This is a genomic window from Ideonella azotifigens (assembly GCF_021043325.1).
In the GTDB taxonomy this organism is placed as follows: domain Bacteria; phylum Pseudomonadota; class Gammaproteobacteria; order Burkholderiales; family Burkholderiaceae_C; genus Ideonella; species Ideonella azotifigens.
This window is the reverse complement of record NZ_JAJNKD010000013.1, coordinates 143,606-158,996: the sequence shown is the minus strand read 5'-3', so window position 1 is coordinate 158,996 and position 15,391 is coordinate 143,606. Positions and strand designations below refer to the sequence as shown.

Below are 15,391 nucleotides of genomic sequence, written 5' to 3'. Positions count from 1 at the left end.
CGTCTCGCAATAGAGGGCCATCCACCCCCGATTCAAGAGGCCTGCCGATGTCAACCAACACCGCCTATGTAGATGCTTCTCAACTTGGCAAATCCCGCCAGGCCGTCAGCCAGATCCTGGAGACCGCCGCGTCCGGCGGTTGCGGCACGACGGGCGGCGACGGCAAGGCCAGCTGCGGTTCTTCGGGAGGCCCCGGCGACATGCCCGAGGAGATCTGGAACAAGGTCAAGAACCACCCCTGCTACTCGGAAGAGGCGCATCACCACTATGCCCGCATGCACGTGGCCGTGGCGCCGGCCTGCAACATCCAGTGCAACTACTGCAATCGCAAGTACGACTGCAGCAACGAGTCGCGGCCGGGCGTGGTCAGCCAGAAGCTCACGCCGGAGCAGGCGGTGAAGAAGGTGGTCGCGGTGGCCAGCGAGATCCCGCAGATGACGGTGCTGGGCATTGCCGGCCCCGGGGATGCGCTGGCCAACCCGAAGAAGACCTTCGAGACCTTCCGCATGCTGCAGGAGCAGGCGCCGGACATCAAACTGTGCCTGTCCACCAACGGCCTGGCGCTGCCCGAGATGGCCGACGAGATCTGCAAGTACAACATCGACCACGTCACCATCACCATCAACATGGTGGACCCGGCGGTGGGCGAGAAGATCTACCCGTGGATCTTCTGGGACCACAAGCGCGTGACCGGCATCGAGGCCGCGACCATCCTGCACCAGCAGCAGATGAAGGGGCTGGAGATGCTCACCGAGCGCGGTGTGCTCACCAAGATCAACTCGGTGCTGATCCCCGGCATCAACGACGAGCACCTCATCGAGGTCAACCGCGAGGTCAAGAAGCGCGGCGCCTTCCTGCACAACATCATGCCGCTGATCAGCGAGCCCGAGCACGGCACGGTGTTCGGCCTGACCGGCCAGCGCGGCCCATCGGCGCAGGAGCTCAAGGCCGTGCAGGACGCCTGCATGGGGGGCGCGAACCTGATGCGGCATTGCCGCCAGTGCCGGGCTGACGCGGTCGGCCTGCTGGGCGAGGACCGCAGCGCCGAATTCACGCTGGACAAGATCGACGAGATGGAAGTCGTCTACGACCTGGACAAGCGCAAGCGCTACCAGGACGCCGTGGAAGTGGAGCGCCAGGCCCAGCACGCGGCCAAGGTGGCCGCGCTGGAAGCCGCCGGCGTGGACGATGGCGTGGACCCGGACATGACCGTGCTGGTGGCCGTGGCCACCGAAGGCCATGGCAAGGTCAACCAGCATTTCGGCCACGCCACCGAGTTCCAGATCTTCCAGGTGAGCAAGAGCCAGGCGCTGTTCGTGGGCCACCGCCGGGTGGACCTGTACTGCCAGGGCGGCTACGGCGAAGACGAGGCGCTGCCCTCGGTCGTCAATGCCATCAACGACTGCCACGCGGTGCTGGTGTCCAAGATCGGCGCCTGCCCGAAAGATGAGCTGAGTGCCGCCGGCATCGAGCCGGTGGACGCCTATGCCCACGAGTTCATCGAGAAGGCCGCGCTGTCCTGGTTCGCGGACTACCGCAGCCGCGTGGCCACCGGCCAGGTCAAGCACCAGGCGCGAGGCGACGCGCAGATCCGCCAGGGCGCCTTCTCCAGCGCCACCGAACAGGCTGCCTGAGCAGCATTTCCATCCCTCCAGCCCCCGCCCGAAGGAGTTCTTTCCATGGCCTTGAAGATCATCGCCTCCATGTGCACCGGCTGCTCCGCCTGCGAGCCCGAATGCCCCAACGTCGCCATCCGCGAAAAGGGCGGCACTTTCATCATCGACCCCAACAAATGCACCGAGTGCGAAGGCCAGTTCGACTCGCCGCAATGCGTTGCCGTCTGCCCTGTCGACAACTGCATCAAAGCAGCTTGACCCGATTTCAAAGGAGACCTCATGATCCAACCGAACGTCACCGTCACCCCCGCCGCCGAAAAATTCATCAAGCGCATGGTGCGTTTTTCGGAGCACCCTTCGGGCGGCTTTCGCCTGAGCGTGTCGCCTGGCGGCTGCTCGGGCTACAACAGCGAGTTCACCGTGGTGCCTGCCGCGCAGCAGGGCGACAGCGAGTTGCTGGTCAACGGCGTGAAGGTCTTCCTGCCGGCCGAGAGCCGGCTGATGCTGGACGGGGTGACGGTGGACTTCGCCGACACGCCGACCCAGAGCGGCCTGACCTTCTTCAACCCGAACGCTGCCGCCTGCGGCTGCTCCACGTCCGGCGACAGCGCCGCAGCGCCCGCCCAGGCCACCGTCTCGGTGGCCTCCATCGCCCGGCGTCCGCCGGTTACGTCCAGCCACTGAGCGCAGCCTCGCCACCCCGGACGCCACCGCCATGGACAGCCGCCTGGACTTCGATGACGCCGTGCTTGGCGGCGGCTTGCCGCCCGAGGCGCAGCAGGCGCTGGCCGAGGCCGGCGCGGCCCGGGGCGACTCGCTGCAGGTGATGGCGGCGCTGATGCGGGCCTGCGTGCTGGCGCCTGAGCATCCGGCCGTGCTGATCGCCTTCTATCGCCACTACTTCTACAGCCACCGCCTGCGCCTGGCGCGGGCCGTGGCGCGCAAGGCCCTGGTGGTGGGTGCGGGCGCACTGGGCCTGCCGGCGCTCTGGCGCGAGGTGCCCGACCAGGCCCTGGCCGGCGCACGCGATGAGCCCGCCACGCGTTTCTACCTCTGGGTGCTGAAGGGCTACGCCTACCTCAGCCTGCGCATGGACGACCCGGTGGAGGCCCGCGATGCGCTGGCCAAGCTGCGCTGCCTGGACCCGCAGGACTGCGTGGGCGCGGCCCTGCTCGAAGCCGTGCGGCAGCGGCAAGGCCTGGAGGGTGACGATGACGGCCCGGCGCTGCCGGTGTTCGGCGCCGCCGCCTGGGCGCGCGTGGCGGCCACCGCCAGCCTGGGACGGGGCTCACTGGTGCACCCTCCGCTTCGCGGGTCCCTCCAAGAGGGACGGCGCGCTCCCCTTCGGGCGGCCGTGCGGGGGCGCTCATGACCGCATCCTGGCAGGACATCCCGGCCCTGCACTGGGAAGGCGGCGCGCTGGACTGTGCGAGCTGCCCGCACGCCGTGCTGCGTTCGCAAGGCGGCTGCGAGCCTGGTGTGTCCTGCATGCAGGACGCCTACGCCCGCCGCATCGACCGCTTCTTCCGCAGCCACCCCGAACTGGCCGCCCAGCACCTGGGCCACGGCTACTTCGAGGTGCGCGCCATCGCCGCCCGCTACGCGGACCTGTTCTGCCTGCCGCCGCTGATGGACGACCCCGATGAGACCGTGCGCCTGCAACTGGCCCTGCGCCTGCCGCAGCGCCAGCTGATGCAGATGCGCGCCGACTCGCACCGCGAGGTGCGCATCCGCGTGGCCCAGCGCCTGGCGCCCGAGCAACTGGCTTCGATGCTGCATGACGAGGACTACCAGGTGCGCGCCACCGTGGCCCGCCGCCTGCCCGAGGCCTTGCTGCCGCTGCTGATCAGCGACCCGGACCTGACCGTACGGCGAGAGGTGGCCCGGCGGGTGCGCATGCCTTCGCTGTGGCGCATGGTGGAGGACCGCGAGCCTGAAGTGCGCCGCATCGTTGCCGAGCACCTGCCTGTGCCGCTGCTGCCGGTCTTCGCGGACGACCCGGACCTGCTGGTGCGCTGGGAGGTGGCCGGCCGGGCTGCGCCTTCGCTGCTGGCGCGCCTGGCCTGCGACCCCGATGCAGAGATTCGTGAACGTGCCCGTGCCCGGCTGATGCAAAGCCAGGCGCTGGCCAGCCAGGAGGCCCAGCATGGCTGACATCAACCGCGACGACGACGTGATCGAAGTGGCCCAGCCGCCGCGCTTTGCCATGGGCGAGCGCGTGATCAGCCGCACCGTGATCCGCAATGACGGCACCTACAACGGCCGGGACATCGGCGAGGTGCTGGTGAACAAGGGCGAGATCGGCTTTGTCACTTCCATCGGCACCTTCCTGCAGCAGTTCTACATCTACGCGGTGGAGTTCGTGGACTCGGGCCACCGCGTGGGCATGCGGGCCAAGGAACTGTGCACGCTGGACCACCTGCCAGACGAAGTGTTGGCCCAGCTCGGCGATCGCGTGGCCGAGCTGCAAAGCCTGCGCTGAACTTTTTCCCTCACCGGAGCTTCGCCATGATGGACCAACGCCTTCCCCGCTACGAATGGGGCCAGGCCGTGATCGCCGCGGTCGACCTCTACAACGATGGCAGCCACCCCGAAGCCGAAGAAGACCAGCTGCTGGTGGTGGCCGGCGGGCCGGGCGAGATCGTCCAGGTCGGCCAGCATGTGGACAGCCAGGCGCCGGTCTACATGGTGGACTTCGGCGTGGCCGTGATCGGCTGCCTGGAAGACGAGATCGCCGTGGAGGGCGCGGACTTCTGTGCGCTTCCCTCCCTCGCGCCGATGCCAGAAGAGGTGCCTTTGTGAGCGCGCTTCGGGCCCGGGAAAGCGAGCCTGGCGTGCGGGCCGAGCCGGTCGCTTCGCTGGATGCGCGCCGCATCCGCCGGGCGCTGGCCCAGCGGGCTCGCTACAAGTATGTGCAGCCGCGCTTGCTGGCCGAAGGGCAGGGCTGGAAGGTCGTCAGCCCGAACTGCTCGCGCAATGTCGACAAGGCCGGTGGCGAGATCGACATCGCCTGGCTGGCCCCTTCGGACGACGGCGGCTGGTTGCTGTTCTCCCGCGACCACGCCGAGGACTGCTGGCAACTGCGCCACCACGAGCGCAGCCTGCCCGCCGTGCTGCTGCACCTGCAGCAAGACCCATCTCGCATCTTCTGGCCTTGAGACCCCCCATGCCTGACTGGCTCTACCTGGACCACAACGCCACCACCCAGCCCTGCGCCGAAGCGGTGGAGGAAATGCTCGATGGCCTGCAGCGCCTGTGGGCCAATCCGTCGTCCACGCATGCCAGCGGCCAGGCCGCGCGCCGCGCGTTGGCCGATGCCCGGGCCCGCACGGCCAGCCTGATCGGCTGCCAGGGCGCCGAGCTGGTCTACACCAGCGGTGCTACCGAGGCCAACCACATGGCCGTGGTGGGCGGGCTGGAGCTGGGCCGTGCCCAAGGACGGCAGCGCCTGGTGCTGAGCGCGGTGGAGCATCCCGGCCTGCTCGCGCTGGCCGAGCGCCTGCGCGGTCAGGGCCATGCGGTGGACCTCATTCCGGTGGACCACCAGGGCCGGCTGGACCTGGACGCGGCCAAGGCCCTGATCGGCCCCGATGTGGCGCTGGTCAGCGTGATGGGTGCCAACAACGAGACCGGCGTGCTGATGCCCACCGAGGCGCTGGCCGAGCTGGCGCATGCCGCCGGTGCGCTGCTGCATGTGGACGCCACGCAGCTGCTGGGCAAGAGCCTGCAGCGCTTCGACCGCAGCGGGGCGGACCTGTGGTCGGTCTCGGCGCACAAGCTGCATGGCCCCAAGGGCATCGGCGCGCTGGTGGTGCGCAAGGGCCTGAGCTGGCCCGCGCTGATCAGCGGCCGGCAGGAGCGCCAGCGCCGTGGCGGCACCGAGAACCTGCCCGCAGCGCTGGGCTTTGCCGCCGCGGCCCAGCGCTGCCTGCGCACGCTGGCCGAAGACCTGGCCCAGCTGCGCGCGCTGCAGCTGCAGCTCGAAGCCGGCCTGCGCGCTGCGCTGCCCGGCCTGCATCTTTACGGCGAGCAAGCCGAACGCCTGCCCAACACCAGCTGCCTGCGCTTTGGCCAGCTCGATGCCGAGCAGGTGCTGGGCAAGCTGGAGCGCGCCGGTGTGCTGGCCTCGTCCGGTGCGGCCTGTTCGGCCGGTGGCACCCAGCCCTCGCATGTGCTGCTGGCCATGGGCGAGCCGGCGCTGCTGGCGCGCGCCGGCATCCGCCTGTCGCTGGGCCGCGAAACCCGCGAGGCCGATGTCGCCCGCGCCATTGCCGCGGTCGTGCAGGCCATCGGCCCCTTGCTGCCAGAGGCCAGCCCGGCGCTTGCCGAGGCCGTGCCCGCTTGAGCTTCTTCCTTGTCCGTCACCCCAACCCGAGATCCCCCATGAAAGTCATGATCCGCCGCAGTTCCGCCGGGGTGCTCTCCGCCTATGTGCCGAAGAAGGACCTGGAGGAGCCCATCGTCTCGCAGGACATGCCTGAGCTTTGGGGCGGCAATGTCACGCTGGCCAATGGCTGGGTGCTGGCCCTGCCCGAGATGGCGGCCGGCACCTCGCTGCCCATCACCGTCGAGGCGCGCCGGCTCTCCGGCGGTGCGGACTGAGGCGGCCCTCGATGGACGCTTCCACCACCTCCGAAGCCCTGGGCCTGGCCGAGGCCGCCGCCACCGTGCGCGAGGCCGCCCAGGCGCTGCGCCAGCGCTTCGCGCCGCTGCGCGTGGTGGTGGTCGACGCGCTGGACATGCGCGACGAAACCCCCGCCGCGCTGGGCCCCACCCGCGCCCTGTACTACGGCGCCAGTGACGGCCACTGCTGGACCGTGACCCAGGATCCGGCGCAGGCCGCCGGGCTGTTCCTGACCGACAGGGCTCCGGCATGTATCGACAGGGGGCCGGCATGAACGCGCCCGAATTGATGGACCCGATGGTGATCTTGCCGCACGCCGCAGCGGCCGAGGCTGATGAGCCCGAGCTGCAACTGCCCGACGACTGGCTGCTGCTGTCGGCGCCAGACATCGGCGAGGTCGAGCAGCAGCTGGTGCAGGCGGCGCTGTCCCAGCCCAGCCTGTCGGCCGGCACCATGGTGCAGCACTTCGAGCAGCGCTTTGCCCAGCGCGTGGGCCGCAAGCACGGCGTGGCCGTGGCCAGCGGCACGCTGGGCACCTGGCTGGCGCTGCGCGCGCTGGGCATCGGCCCGGGCGACGAGGTGATCGCCTCGCCCTATGGCTGGCACCAGGTGGCGCACGCCGTCGCGCTGGTCGGTGCGCGGGTGGTGTTCGCCGACATCAACTACTGGTCCGGCTGCCTGGACCCGGTGCGCGCCGAGGCCCGCATCACGCCGGCCACCAAGGCCTTGCTGGTGGGCAATGTCAACGGCCATCCGGCTGCGTGGAAGGAATTCCGTGCGCTGGCCGACGCCCGCGGCCTGGCGCTGATCGAGGACTCCACCGAGGCCATCGGCTCGCGCTACCAGGGCCGGCAGGTGGGCAGCTTCGGCGACCTGGCGGTGTTCGACTTCTCGCAGCCCTCGGCCCTGTGCTGCGGCGAAGGCGGCATGGTGCTGACCGACGACGACGCGCTGGCCAGCGAGCTGCGCTACCTGCGCACCCGCTCGCTGCGCGACCGGCGTTCGGTCTCGGTCGGCTCAAGGGTGCCGCTGCAGGCGGCCATCAGCGAGCCGACCGCCGCACTCGCTGCCGGCCAGCTGGCCCGGCTGGACGAGCTGCTGGCCACGCGCAAGCAGGTCGAGGGCTGGTACCAGGAGCAGATGCAGAGCTTCGAGGGCATCAAGCCGCCGTACATCGCGCCGGACGTGGACGAGGTGCACTGGATGCTCTACACGGTGCACCTGGGCAAGCGTTTCTCGGTCAGCACCTGCGAGCAGATCATCGACGACATGGCCGCGCAGTACATCGAGACCGTCCTCTACTGCCAGCCGCTGCACCAGCAGTTCCACTACATCCAGCAGGGCTGGCAGCGCGGCCAGCTGCCGCTGTGCGAGCGCATTGCCGACAGGGCCGTCTCCTTGCCCTTCCACGCCCACCTGGCGGCCGACCACGTCAAGTTCATCGTCAAGACGATGAAGGACAGTTCGGTCAACGTCGGCGCCGGTGCCGCCATCTACTGACACCGACTTTGGAAAGCATTGCCATGTCCGACCCGCTTCACACCCTTCCCGCGGCCTTGATCGAAGGCCTGGCCAGCGGCCAGCTCGCCCCCTATCTCGGCCCGCTGGTGCTGGAACTGTGCCCCACGCAGCCAGTGCCCGCCACGCCGCTGGCGCTGGCCGGCTTTCTCAATGCCAAGACCTCGGTGCCCGGCAAGATCCGCAACCGGCTCACCGCAGTGGCCCAGTTCATCGAGAACTTCAAGCACCGCAAGACCCTGGTCACCGCGATGAACGAGGCCTTTGCCGCCACGCCCCAGCCTTCGCCGCTGCACCGCTGGCTGGCCTCGCTGCCGGCGCCGCTGATCGTCGATACCTGGTACGACGACACCGTGCGCGCCGCACTTTCTGGCAGGGCCGACTGGGCCGAGGTTCAGGGCCTGTCGCAGTCCGAACACTTCGGCACCTGGACCGGCTGGTACCAGCCGGACGGCCAGCTCAGCCCCGACCCGCTGGCGCCCACCACCGTGCTCTACAAGCCCTGGGGCGGCCATGCGCCGGCCGGCAACTACCTGGTCTCGGACACCGACTACGTCGAGGTGCTGACCGAGATCGACATCCAGACCCCCATCCCCGCCGTGGTGCAGCAGCGCCGCGCTGCGCTGGGCTTCGTGTTCCTCGGCTGCCGCTTCAACGACCAGCTGCCGCGGGCCTTCGCGCGCCAGATCATGAAGCGCTCGGCCGGCCCGCACTTCGCGGTGCTGCCAGACGAGCCCACGCGCATGGAGCAGCGCTTCCTCGAAGAGCAGGGCATCACCCGCATTGCGCTGCCGCTGGCCGAGGTGGCCGCGCAGCTCGTTGCTGGTGTGCCGCAGCCGGCCTGAGCGCGCCGCTTCCTTCCTGTTTTCCCCACCCGCCCCATCCGGAGCCATCGCCATGACCACGCTCACCATCCTGCCTTCGGGCACCACCACCGAATTCACCGCCGGCACCTCGCTGCTGCAGGCCATCCTGGACGCTGGCGTCAAGCTGGTCAGCAAGTGTGGCGGCGAAGCCAAGTGCGGCGCCTGCCACCTGTTCGTCACCGAGGGCCGCAAGGGCATCTCGAAGATGACGCCGGCCGAAAACGCCCGGCTCGACAGCCTGATCGGCATCGGCAGCAAGTCCCGCCTGGCCTGCCAGGTCACGCTGCTGGGCACCGAGGCGGTCACCGTCGAGCTGCTCGGCGCGCTGTCGGGTTGAGCGAGGGAGTGGCCATGCTGGACCTGGCCCTCGTCGGCGGTGGCGCCTGCGGCCTCGCGCTGGCCCACAGCCTGCACGCGCGCGGCAGGGACTGGCGGCTGTTCGAGGCGCGCGAGCGCCTGGGCGGCCGCGTGCTCACCGCGCAGTCGCAGGACGGCACGCCGCTGGACCTGGGCGCCACCTGGTACTGGCCGGCCACCCAGCCGGCCATGGCCGGCCTGGTGGCCGACCTGGGCCTGGCCGACCTGGCCCAGGTCGACGATGGCCGGGTGCTGCACCTGGCCGACCCCAACCGCGTGCCGCAGGCCGTCGCCCTGGGGCCGGACCAGCGCCCGGCCGCTGACGCCACCGCCCCCGCCACGTCCGGCGCGGTACATGGCGGCGCCCGCCGCCTGGCAGGCGGCATGGGGGCGCTGATTGGCGCGCTGGCCCGGCCGTTGCCGCCCGAGCGCCTGCGCCTGGGCCACGCCGCGCTGGCGCTGGTCGACCACGGCGAATTCATCGAGCTGCGGCTGCAGGTGGGCGAGCGCCTCCAGGCCGTGCACGCGCGCCGGGTGGTGCTGGCCCTGCCGCCCCGGGTGGCCGAGTCCCTGCTGCAGTTCACGCCCGCCTTGCCAGCGCCGGTGCAGGCCGCGCTGCGGCGCACGCCCACCTGGATGGCCACCGCCGCCAAGGCGGGCTTTGCCTACCGCCGCCCGTTCTGGCGCGAGGCCGGGCTCAGCGGCAATGCCTGGGTCACCCATGCGCAAGCCATGCTGGCCGAGGTCTTCGACGCCAGCGGGCCCGAAGGCTTGTCTTCAGCCGGTGCCCTGGCCGGCTTCGCCGCGCTGGGCGCCACGCAGCGCGAGCGCTTCAGCAAGGGCCGCGAGCTGCTGCTCGGCAGCCAGATGGCCCAGCTCTTCGGCCCCCAGGCGGTGGACGAAGCCCTGTGCACCGGCCGCTTCTGGCAGGACTGGGCGCAGGAGCGCTGGACCTGCAGCCCGGCCGACATTGCCGAGGAGGACCAGCCATCCGCCGCCCACCCTGCGCACCCCGGGCACCCCGCACAGGGCGAGCCGCTGCTGGCCGAGCCGCACTGGGGCGGCAAGCTGTTCTTCGGTGGCTCGGAGACGGCGCACCGGGGCTGCGGCTATCTCGAAGGTGCGCTGGTGGCGGCGGGCCGGCTGCGCAGCCAGCTGGCGCCGGCAGGCATCGCAGCGCGACCAGAGCCGCTGCCGCGCCCTTCAGCCGCTGCCAACGACGCTTGCGCCGTGGTGCCGGGCAGCTCGGCCTGAACCATGTACCACCGCTCGCTGTTCGACATCCTGATGGACACCGGCCGCGCCATCGGCACGCTCACCCACGAGATGCAGAACGAAGACGAACTCTTCGCCAGCACGCTCACGCTGCGCGCCGTCGAAGCCCAGTTGCTCATCATGGCCCACACCATGGGCAACATGACCCCCGCGCTGCACCAGCGCCTGCTGCAGGTCGACTGGCCCGGCTGGGCCACCCTGCACGACAAGCTGCGCCACGGCATCCAGCCCCGCCGCGAAGAAATCTGGTACGCCGTCAACGGCCTGGTGCCACAGACCCTGGAGTTGCTGCGTGAGCTGAGGCGCAAGCAGCCGGTGTGGTTTGAGGTGGGGTATTGAGGGCATGGCGGCTGCTGCAGGGCCGGTCAAACGGGGCGATCGGTCAGCTGCTATCGACCCTCAGCTGCCCTTCGGTTCTCTCCAATGCTGCCCGACAGTCAAACCACGGCTCTACGCGTTGCGCATCCAGGAAGCAGCCGCCCACGGCCTCCGGGAACCGGCCAGAAGCGCTTGTCGGCGAAGGTCGTCTGCCATAGGGCATAGCGGTCAAGAACGCCGTGTGCCGGGGTATCAAGCTATCCCGCCACGGCCAGAAGTTCCTGGCCGAGAGTGGACGAGGAAGCGGGCCGTCGCCGGCCTGTTGCACAACGGACGAGCCCGCCGCCAGCCGGCAAAGCCTGGCGTGCGGCCCGCTCAGCCGTTGCGAAAGCGCCAAGGCAGCTGGCGCTCGGCGGCGTCGCGCTGGCGGAACTCGCGCGGTGACAGGCCCAGGGTGCGCTTGAACACCTTCGAGAAGCCAAAGGCGTCCTGATAGCCCACTGCTGCGGCTACCACCTCCAGCCGCTGCTCGGTCTCGGACAGCAGCTGCATCGCGCGCTGCATGCGGAGCGTGCGCAAGTGGTTCAGCGGCGTGTCGCCCATGGTGTCTCGAAAGCGCTGGGCGAACGCGGTTCGCGACAGACCTGCGCGCTGCGCCAGCTCTCCCAGCGTCCAGGGGTGGGCGCAGTCTTCGTGCATCAGCGCCAGCGCACGCTGGAGCTGCGGGTCGCGCGAGGCCTGGCTCCAGCCGGCCCCGGCCTGCGCGCAGCGTGCGCAGACCTCGCGCATCGCATAGGCGAACACCACGTCGAGGAGGCCGTGCACGATGATCGAGCGACCGGCTTGGCTGCCGCGCAGCTCGGCCTCGACCAGGCTGGTGCTGAGCGCCAGCGGCCCGAGCTTGGGCAGCATGGCGGCACGCAGCACCGTCCACGCTGGCAGCTCGGCAAAGAAGGGATGCAGCGGCGTGTTCCAGAACTGGTAGACGCCGCTGATCACCGAGCCGGCGTCGGCCGCCGGCACGTCGTCGGCGTCGGCCGGGGCGCCGATGAACCGCACCTCCAGGCCCTCGATCCGCCCTTGCGCGCTGAGGTGATGGTCGCAGCCGCGTGCTATCACCGCGACGTCGCCGCTGTCCAGCGCGAGCGGTTCGGCCAGTGCGGCCGCGTGCACGTAGACCGGGCCGCGCAACACCAGGTGCAGCCCGATGCTGCGGTCGCAGGGGAAGCGCAGCGCCACCGTGGACTCCAGCACATGCAGGTCGAGCACACGGCGGTGCAGTCCGCTGTCGCGCAGCAGGTCGGCAAGCAGGTCGGCTGTCATTGATCAATTATCCATGAATCGCGTACTACAGGACATGAAATATGTACGTTTGTCCATTCATGGTTCAACCAAATGGATGGACGATGAATGTGTCTTCAATCCCCACAGGACCGTCATCATGTCCAAGATCCTTGTCGTCGGCGCCAGCGGCACCGTCGGATCCGAACTCTCCCGCGTGCTCGCGGCGCAGGGCCATCAGCTGCGCAAGGCCACCAGCCGCGCGCCGACCGCTGCCGACCAGGTGCAGCTCGACGTCGTCGCGCGACGCGGCCTGAACGAAGCCCTGTCCGGCGCCGATGCTGCCTTCCTGCTGGCGTTGCCGGGGCACGCCAACCAGGACGAGTTGCTGGCACCGCTGATCGACGCCGCGCGCGCCCATGGCCTGCGCAAGGTGGTGCTGATGTCGATGATGGGCGCCAACGCCGACGACAACGCGCCGCTGCGCAGGGCCGAGCGCTACCTCGAAGCCTCGGGCCTGCCCTACAACATCCTGCGCCCCAACTGGTTCATGCAGAACTTCAATACCTTCTGGCTGCCCAGCATCGTCACGCAGGGAACGATCCTGCTGCCGGTGGGCACGGCCAAGGGCAGCTTCATCGACACACGCGACATCGCCGCCGCCGCCGCCGTGCTGCTGACCAGCGACACGCTGGCCAACCGCGACTTCGACCTCACCGGACCCGAGGCGCTGAACCACGACCAGGTGGCTGCCATCCTGTCGCGCGAAAGCGGCCGCCGCATCACGTTCCAGGACATCCCGCCCGAGGCGATGCTCGACGGGCTGCTGGGCGCCGGGTTGCCGAAGCCCAACGCCGAGCTCATGGTGATGCTCCTGGGCTTCTTCAAGGCCGGCTACGCCGAGCGCACCACCGACGCGATGGCGCAGATCACCGGCCGCGCGCCGGGCAGCTTCGAGCGCTACGCCCGTGACCATCGGCAGGCCTGGCAGGCCTGATCGAAGCAGACGCGGCCTCGCAGCTGCTTGCTCACACGGCACCTGCTGGACTTCGCCGGGCCAATTGCCGAACACGGCCACGGCGGCGCGTGAGGCAAGGTCTTCGAGCGCGTCGGGAAGGACGGCTACTGGCCGACTGCAGGCATCAGGACGCGAGCAATTCTCGCAGCTGTTTGAGGTACAGAACCTGCAAGCGGTGAGGCTCCGCGCGCGTCCCGCACACCTCGAAGCCTTCCTGCAGATTGAGGCGCGCCATCGCCAGGTTGCCCTGGTCCGTCGAGGTTTCCAGCAGCGCGTATCCCTGGCCTCGCACCCACTCATGTTGCAGCCGCATGAGTTGACGCGCGACGCCGTTTCCGCTCGACATTTCATCCACCCCGCCAAGCCAGCTCTGGGGCAATGCTGAACAAGTCCTGCGTGCTGCGCTGGCGAGAGAACAGGCCGGATCGTAGGCGCGGCGCGAAGGTCGGGCTCTCTGCCCGACGCCGAGCGGCGCAACGACCGAGGCGGCCCGTTATCTCGCCAGTCCTCCAGGGCGGTTCAGGCGGGCGCCAGGCGTCGTTGCGAACCTTGCCCAGGCACGCGCCTAGTCCGGCATCCCGCCTGAATCCGCCGCGGCACGCAGGACTTGTTCAGCATTGCCCTGGTACTTGGACTCCGTCATGGCATATCCGAGCTTGAACCCGATGAGCCGCGCTTCTGACCTTGCTGTGGCCACGCTCGCGTTGGGCATGGCCGAAAGTCGCCAATCGACGTTCAGGTCTGGTTGATCGAAGACGCGCGGTGGTTGGAACTCAAGAAGTCTATCGCGTGGGTCCGCCGTGGCCGAACGCGAAGATTGGCGGGCGGTTACTCGGCAATCCCTGGCGGTCAGCCTTTCACCGTCAGATACCCCATCCACGGCCAGTAGCTGAGGGAGAAGAGAAGCAGCAGCGCGGTGGCCGCGGCGGTGATGACCAGGCCGGTGCGGACGAAGTCGCGGGCCTCGAAGGTGTCGGTGCCGTAGGCGATCATGTTCTGCGGGGCGTTGACCGGCAGGATGAAGCCGAAGCTGATGACGAACTGCAGCAGCATGGTCATGCCGATGATGTTGATGCCTGGGGTCTGCACTGCGCCCAGCACGCTGATGACGATGGGGATCATGGTCGAGGCCAGTGCGGTGGCGCTGGCGAAGCCCAGGTGGATGACGATCAGGAACAGCGAGAGCAGGATCAGGATCGCGAAGGCGCTGGCCTGTTGCAGGCCCAGGTGCTGCACGATGAGCTGGGCCAGCCAGCTGGCCGCCTGCGTCTTGAGCAGCGCGGTGCCCACGCTGATGCCCACGGCGAACAGCAGCACCGTGCCCCAGGGAAAGCCGCGCTGGGATTCCTTCCAGTCCATCACGCCGATCCGTGGCATCAGCATCAGCGCAACGGCGGCAATGGTGGTGGAAGAGGTGTCGAAGTCGTGCAGCACCTTCTCGGTGGACCACAGGCCCAGCAGCGCGAGCACGATGCCCAGGAGCTTCCACTCGCGCGCGGTGGTGGGGCCGATCTCGGCCAGCTGCTGGCGGATGGCTGCCTGCCCGCCGGGGACTTCGTCCATCTCGGGCTTCATCATGCGCGTCATGATGAAGTACAGCGCAATGGTGAGCGCCGCAGAGAAGGGCGCCCCGGCGATGAACCAGTCCAGCCAGGTGATGCTGGTCTGGAACTGTTTCTCGATGAAGCCGATGGCCACCATGTTCTGCGCGGCGGCGGTCTTGATGCCGATGTTCCAGACGCTGGCGGTTTGCGCCGCGGTGATCACCAGCAAGCCTGCGAAGCGGCTTTTGCGGTCCACCTGGAACGCACGGATGAAGCCCATCATGATGGGCACCAGGCAGGCCACGCGGGCGGTCGTGCTCGGCACGATGAAGGACAGCAGAAAGCCAACCACCATGGCACCGATGACGATGTGGCGGCAGTTGGCGTCCACATGCGAAAGCACTCGCAGCGCGATGCGTCGGTCCAGCCCGGTGGCGCTCATCGCGGCAGCGATGAAGCAGGCCGCGGCCACCAGGGCCACGGCGCTGTTGGAGAAGCCAGAGAGCGCGAGATTCAGTGCCGCGCTGGTGCCCATGGCGCTGGCCGCGGCCTTGCCGGGTTCCGCCACCTGGGCCAGTGCGAATGTCATCAAGGCGCCGATCACGACGGCGCTGACGGCGTAGTCCAGGGCTTCGGTGATCCAGACGATCACCGCGAAGGCCAGGATGCCGAGCATCACCTGGCCGGCCGGCGGCAGGCCGGTGGCAGCAGGCATCAGCAGCACCGCCAGCAGGGCGGCGAGCCCGGCCAGGAGACCGGCGCGTTGGACGAGCAGGCGCTTGCCTGCGGCTGGCGCTGCTGCTGTCGATGGGGGAAGAGGCGTGTTGGTGCTGGTGGTGTTCGGGGTGGTGGTGGTCATGGGACACACGCGCTTGCGCACTGCAGTCATGCTTTGAAGAATGAAGCGAGTCTGGGCACGGCCTGTCGTCCCGGTCTTGACCTTGCGCAAGGCGCTGTCGCATGGGCAGGCGCGC

Annotated in this window: 20 protein-coding genes; 17 read left to right on the top strand and 3 right to left on the bottom strand. The window is 69.3% G+C overall.

The features are described from left to right. Positions 1 to 47 precede the first annotated feature (47 nt). From nifB to LRH25_RS23395, 16 genes are all read left to right on the top strand, one after another. On the top strand, positions 48 to 1,634 hold the full coding sequence (gene nifB / locus LRH25_RS23470) for a nitrogenase cofactor biosynthesis protein NifB (protein WP_141290931.1): 1,587 nt from the start codon (positions 48 to 50) through the stop codon (positions 1,632 to 1,634). A 45-nt stretch (positions 1,635 to 1,679) separates the two neighbouring features. Next, complete coding sequence (locus LRH25_RS23465) at positions 1,680 to 1,874, top strand: 4Fe-4S binding protein (protein WP_141290929.1); 195 nt, start codon at positions 1,680 to 1,682, stop codon at positions 1,872 to 1,874. A 21-nt stretch (positions 1,875 to 1,895) separates the two neighbouring features. Then, positions 1,896 to 2,300 (top strand): HesB/IscA family protein, encoded by a 405-nt coding sequence (locus LRH25_RS23460; protein ID WP_211361600.1) that lies wholly within the window; start codon positions 1,896 to 1,898, stop codon positions 2,298 to 2,300. Positions 2,301 to 2,331: 31 nt separating this feature from the next. Beyond that, positions 2,332 to 2,988, top strand: a complete 657-nt coding sequence (locus LRH25_RS23455) for a hypothetical protein (protein WP_231012424.1) — start codon at positions 2,332 to 2,334, stop codon at positions 2,986 to 2,988. Beyond that, positions 2,985 to 3,770 carry a 4Fe4S-binding leucine-rich repeat protein gene (locus tag LRH25_RS23450; RefSeq protein WP_141291074.1) on the top strand — a complete coding sequence of 262 codons (786 nt, stop codon included), beginning with the start codon at positions 2,985 to 2,987 and terminating at the stop codon, positions 3,768 to 3,770. The genes LRH25_RS23455 and LRH25_RS23450 overlap by 4 nt, the downstream gene beginning before the upstream one ends. Then, positions 3,763 to 4,098 (top strand): nitrogen fixation protein NifZ, encoded by a 336-nt coding sequence (locus tag LRH25_RS23445; protein ID WP_141291073.1) that lies wholly within the window; start codon positions 3,763 to 3,765, stop codon positions 4,096 to 4,098. Before LRH25_RS23450 ends, LRH25_RS23445 begins: the two co-directional genes overlap by 8 nt. A 26-nt stretch (positions 4,099 to 4,124) precedes the next feature. After that, the gene (locus LRH25_RS23440) at positions 4,125 to 4,418 is read left to right on the top strand and encodes a nitrogen fixation protein NifZ (protein WP_141291072.1); all 294 of its coding nucleotides are present in this window, start codon (positions 4,125 to 4,127) and stop codon (positions 4,416 to 4,418) included. Next, positions 4,415 to 4,774 carry a DUF3024 domain-containing protein gene (locus tag LRH25_RS23435; protein ID WP_211361611.1) on the top strand — a complete coding sequence of 120 codons (360 nt, stop codon included), beginning with the start codon at positions 4,415 to 4,417 and terminating at the stop codon, positions 4,772 to 4,774. The genes LRH25_RS23440 and LRH25_RS23435 overlap by 4 nt, the downstream gene beginning before the upstream one ends. Positions 4,775 to 4,782: 8 nt before the next feature. After that, positions 4,783 to 5,961, top strand: coding sequence for a cysteine desulfurase family protein (locus tag LRH25_RS23430; RefSeq protein ID WP_231012422.1), 1,179 nt, complete (start codon positions 4,783 to 4,785; stop codon positions 5,959 to 5,961). 38 nt (positions 5,962 to 5,999) lie between these two features. Continuing rightward, positions 6,000 to 6,218: a putative nitrogen fixation protein NifT gene (nifT, locus tag LRH25_RS23425; RefSeq protein WP_231012419.1), complete on the top strand. Its 219-nt coding sequence runs from the start codon at positions 6,000 to 6,002 to the stop codon at positions 6,216 to 6,218. 11 nt (positions 6,219 to 6,229) lie between these two features. Further along, a complete protein-coding gene (locus LRH25_RS23420; RefSeq protein WP_231012416.1) occupies positions 6,230 to 6,514 on the top strand; it encodes a hypothetical protein in 285 nt (94 codons plus the stop codon). Positions 6,515 to 6,591: 77 nt separating this feature from the next. Beyond that, positions 6,592 to 7,740, top strand: a complete 1,149-nt coding sequence (locus tag LRH25_RS23415; RefSeq protein ID WP_375142183.1) for a DegT/DnrJ/EryC1/StrS family aminotransferase — start codon at positions 6,592 to 6,594, stop codon at positions 7,738 to 7,740. A gap of 23 nt (positions 7,741 to 7,763) precedes the next feature. Then, positions 7,764 to 8,603 carry an SIR2 family NAD-dependent protein deacylase gene (locus LRH25_RS23410; RefSeq protein ID WP_141291345.1) on the top strand — a complete coding sequence of 280 codons (840 nt, stop codon included), beginning with the start codon at positions 7,764 to 7,766 and terminating at the stop codon, positions 8,601 to 8,603. A 52-nt stretch (positions 8,604 to 8,655) separates the two neighbouring features. After that, positions 8,656 to 8,961 (top strand): 2Fe-2S iron-sulfur cluster-binding protein, encoded by a 306-nt coding sequence (locus tag LRH25_RS23405; RefSeq protein ID WP_141291347.1) that lies wholly within the window; start codon positions 8,656 to 8,658, stop codon positions 8,959 to 8,961. Positions 8,962 to 8,975: 14 nt separating this feature from the next. Continuing rightward, complete coding sequence (locus tag LRH25_RS23400) at positions 8,976 to 10,235, top strand: flavin monoamine oxidase family protein (protein WP_231012413.1); 1,260 nt, start codon at positions 8,976 to 8,978, stop codon at positions 10,233 to 10,235. 3 nt (positions 10,236 to 10,238) lie between these two features. After that, the gene (locus tag LRH25_RS23395) at positions 10,239 to 10,595 is read left to right on the top strand and encodes a ribonuclease HepT family protein (protein ID WP_141285883.1); all 357 of its coding nucleotides are present in this window, start codon (positions 10,239 to 10,241) and stop codon (positions 10,593 to 10,595) included. Positions 10,596 to 10,949: 354 nt separating this feature from the next. Here LRH25_RS23395 and LRH25_RS23390 read toward each other — a convergent pair whose 3' ends face one another. Then, the gene (locus tag LRH25_RS23390; protein WP_141285885.1) at positions 10,950 to 11,897 is read right to left on the bottom strand and encodes an AraC family transcriptional regulator; all 948 of its coding nucleotides are present in this window, start codon (positions 11,895 to 11,897) and stop codon (positions 10,950 to 10,952) included. A 118-nt stretch (positions 11,898 to 12,015) separates the two neighbouring features. Here LRH25_RS23390 and LRH25_RS23385 point away from each other — a divergent pair, with 118 nt between their 5' ends. Continuing rightward, positions 12,016 to 12,852, top strand: coding sequence for an NmrA family NAD(P)-binding protein (locus tag LRH25_RS23385; RefSeq protein ID WP_170200760.1), 837 nt, complete (start codon positions 12,016 to 12,018; stop codon positions 12,850 to 12,852). Between the two features lie 145 nt (positions 12,853 to 12,997). Here LRH25_RS23385 and LRH25_RS23380 read toward each other — a convergent pair whose 3' ends face one another. Both LRH25_RS23380 and LRH25_RS23375 read right to left on the bottom strand, forming a co-directional pair. After that, entirely contained in the window at positions 12,998 to 13,252 is a 255-nt protein-coding gene (locus LRH25_RS23380; protein WP_141285889.1) for a GNAT family N-acetyltransferase, read from the bottom strand. Positions 13,253 to 13,722: 470 nt separating this feature from the next. Beyond that, positions 13,723 to 15,276: a DASS family sodium-coupled anion symporter gene (locus LRH25_RS23375; protein WP_141285891.1), complete on the bottom strand. Its 1,554-nt coding sequence runs from the start codon at positions 15,274 to 15,276 to the stop codon at positions 13,723 to 13,725. Positions 15,277 to 15,391 lie beyond the last annotated feature (115 nt).

What these genes read in the sequence shown, in the direction of transcription:
- nifB (WP_141290931.1), top strand. Translation starts at nt 48, where the DNA reads ATGTCAACCAACACCGCCTATGTAGATGCTTCTCAACTTGGCAAATCC.
- LRH25_RS23465 (WP_141290929.1), top strand. Translation starts at nt 1,680, where the DNA reads ATGGCCTTGAAGATCATCGCCTCCATGTGCACCGGCTGCTCCGCCTGC.
- LRH25_RS23460 (WP_211361600.1), top strand. Translation starts at nt 1,896, where the DNA reads ATGATCCAACCGAACGTCACCGTCACCCCCGCCGCCGAAAAATTCATC.
- LRH25_RS23455 (WP_231012424.1), top strand. Translation starts at nt 2,332, where the DNA reads ATGGACAGCCGCCTGGACTTCGATGACGCCGTGCTTGGCGGCGGCTTG.
- LRH25_RS23450 (WP_141291074.1), top strand. Translation starts at nt 2,985, where the DNA reads ATGACCGCATCCTGGCAGGACATCCCGGCCCTGCACTGGGAAGGCGGC.
- LRH25_RS23445 (WP_141291073.1), top strand. Translation starts at nt 3,763, where the DNA reads ATGGCTGACATCAACCGCGACGACGACGTGATCGAAGTGGCCCAGCCG.
- LRH25_RS23440 (WP_141291072.1), top strand. Translation starts at nt 4,125, where the DNA reads ATGATGGACCAACGCCTTCCCCGCTACGAATGGGGCCAGGCCGTGATC.
- LRH25_RS23430 (WP_231012422.1), top strand. Translation starts at nt 4,783, where the DNA reads ATGCCTGACTGGCTCTACCTGGACCACAACGCCACCACCCAGCCCTGC.
- nifT (WP_231012419.1), top strand. Translation starts at nt 6,000, where the DNA reads ATGAAAGTCATGATCCGCCGCAGTTCCGCCGGGGTGCTCTCCGCCTAT.
- LRH25_RS23420 (WP_231012416.1), top strand. Translation starts at nt 6,230, where the DNA reads ATGGACGCTTCCACCACCTCCGAAGCCCTGGGCCTGGCCGAGGCCGCC.
- LRH25_RS23410 (WP_141291345.1), top strand. Translation starts at nt 7,764, where the DNA reads ATGTCCGACCCGCTTCACACCCTTCCCGCGGCCTTGATCGAAGGCCTG.
- LRH25_RS23405 (WP_141291347.1), top strand. Translation starts at nt 8,656, where the DNA reads ATGACCACGCTCACCATCCTGCCTTCGGGCACCACCACCGAATTCACC.
- LRH25_RS23400 (WP_231012413.1), top strand. Translation starts at nt 8,976, where the DNA reads ATGCTGGACCTGGCCCTCGTCGGCGGTGGCGCCTGCGGCCTCGCGCTG.
- LRH25_RS23395 (WP_141285883.1), top strand. Translation starts at nt 10,239, where the DNA reads ATGTACCACCGCTCGCTGTTCGACATCCTGATGGACACCGGCCGCGCC.
- LRH25_RS23390 (WP_141285885.1), bottom strand. Translation starts at nt 11,897, where the DNA reads ATGACAGCCGACCTGCTTGCCGACCTGCTGCGCGACAGCGGACTGCAC.
- LRH25_RS23385 (WP_170200760.1), top strand. Translation starts at nt 12,016, where the DNA reads ATGTCCAAGATCCTTGTCGTCGGCGCCAGCGGCACCGTCGGATCCGAA.
- LRH25_RS23375 (WP_141285891.1), bottom strand. Translation starts at nt 15,276, where the DNA reads ATGACCACCACCACCCCGAACACCACCAGCACCAACACGCCTCTTCCC.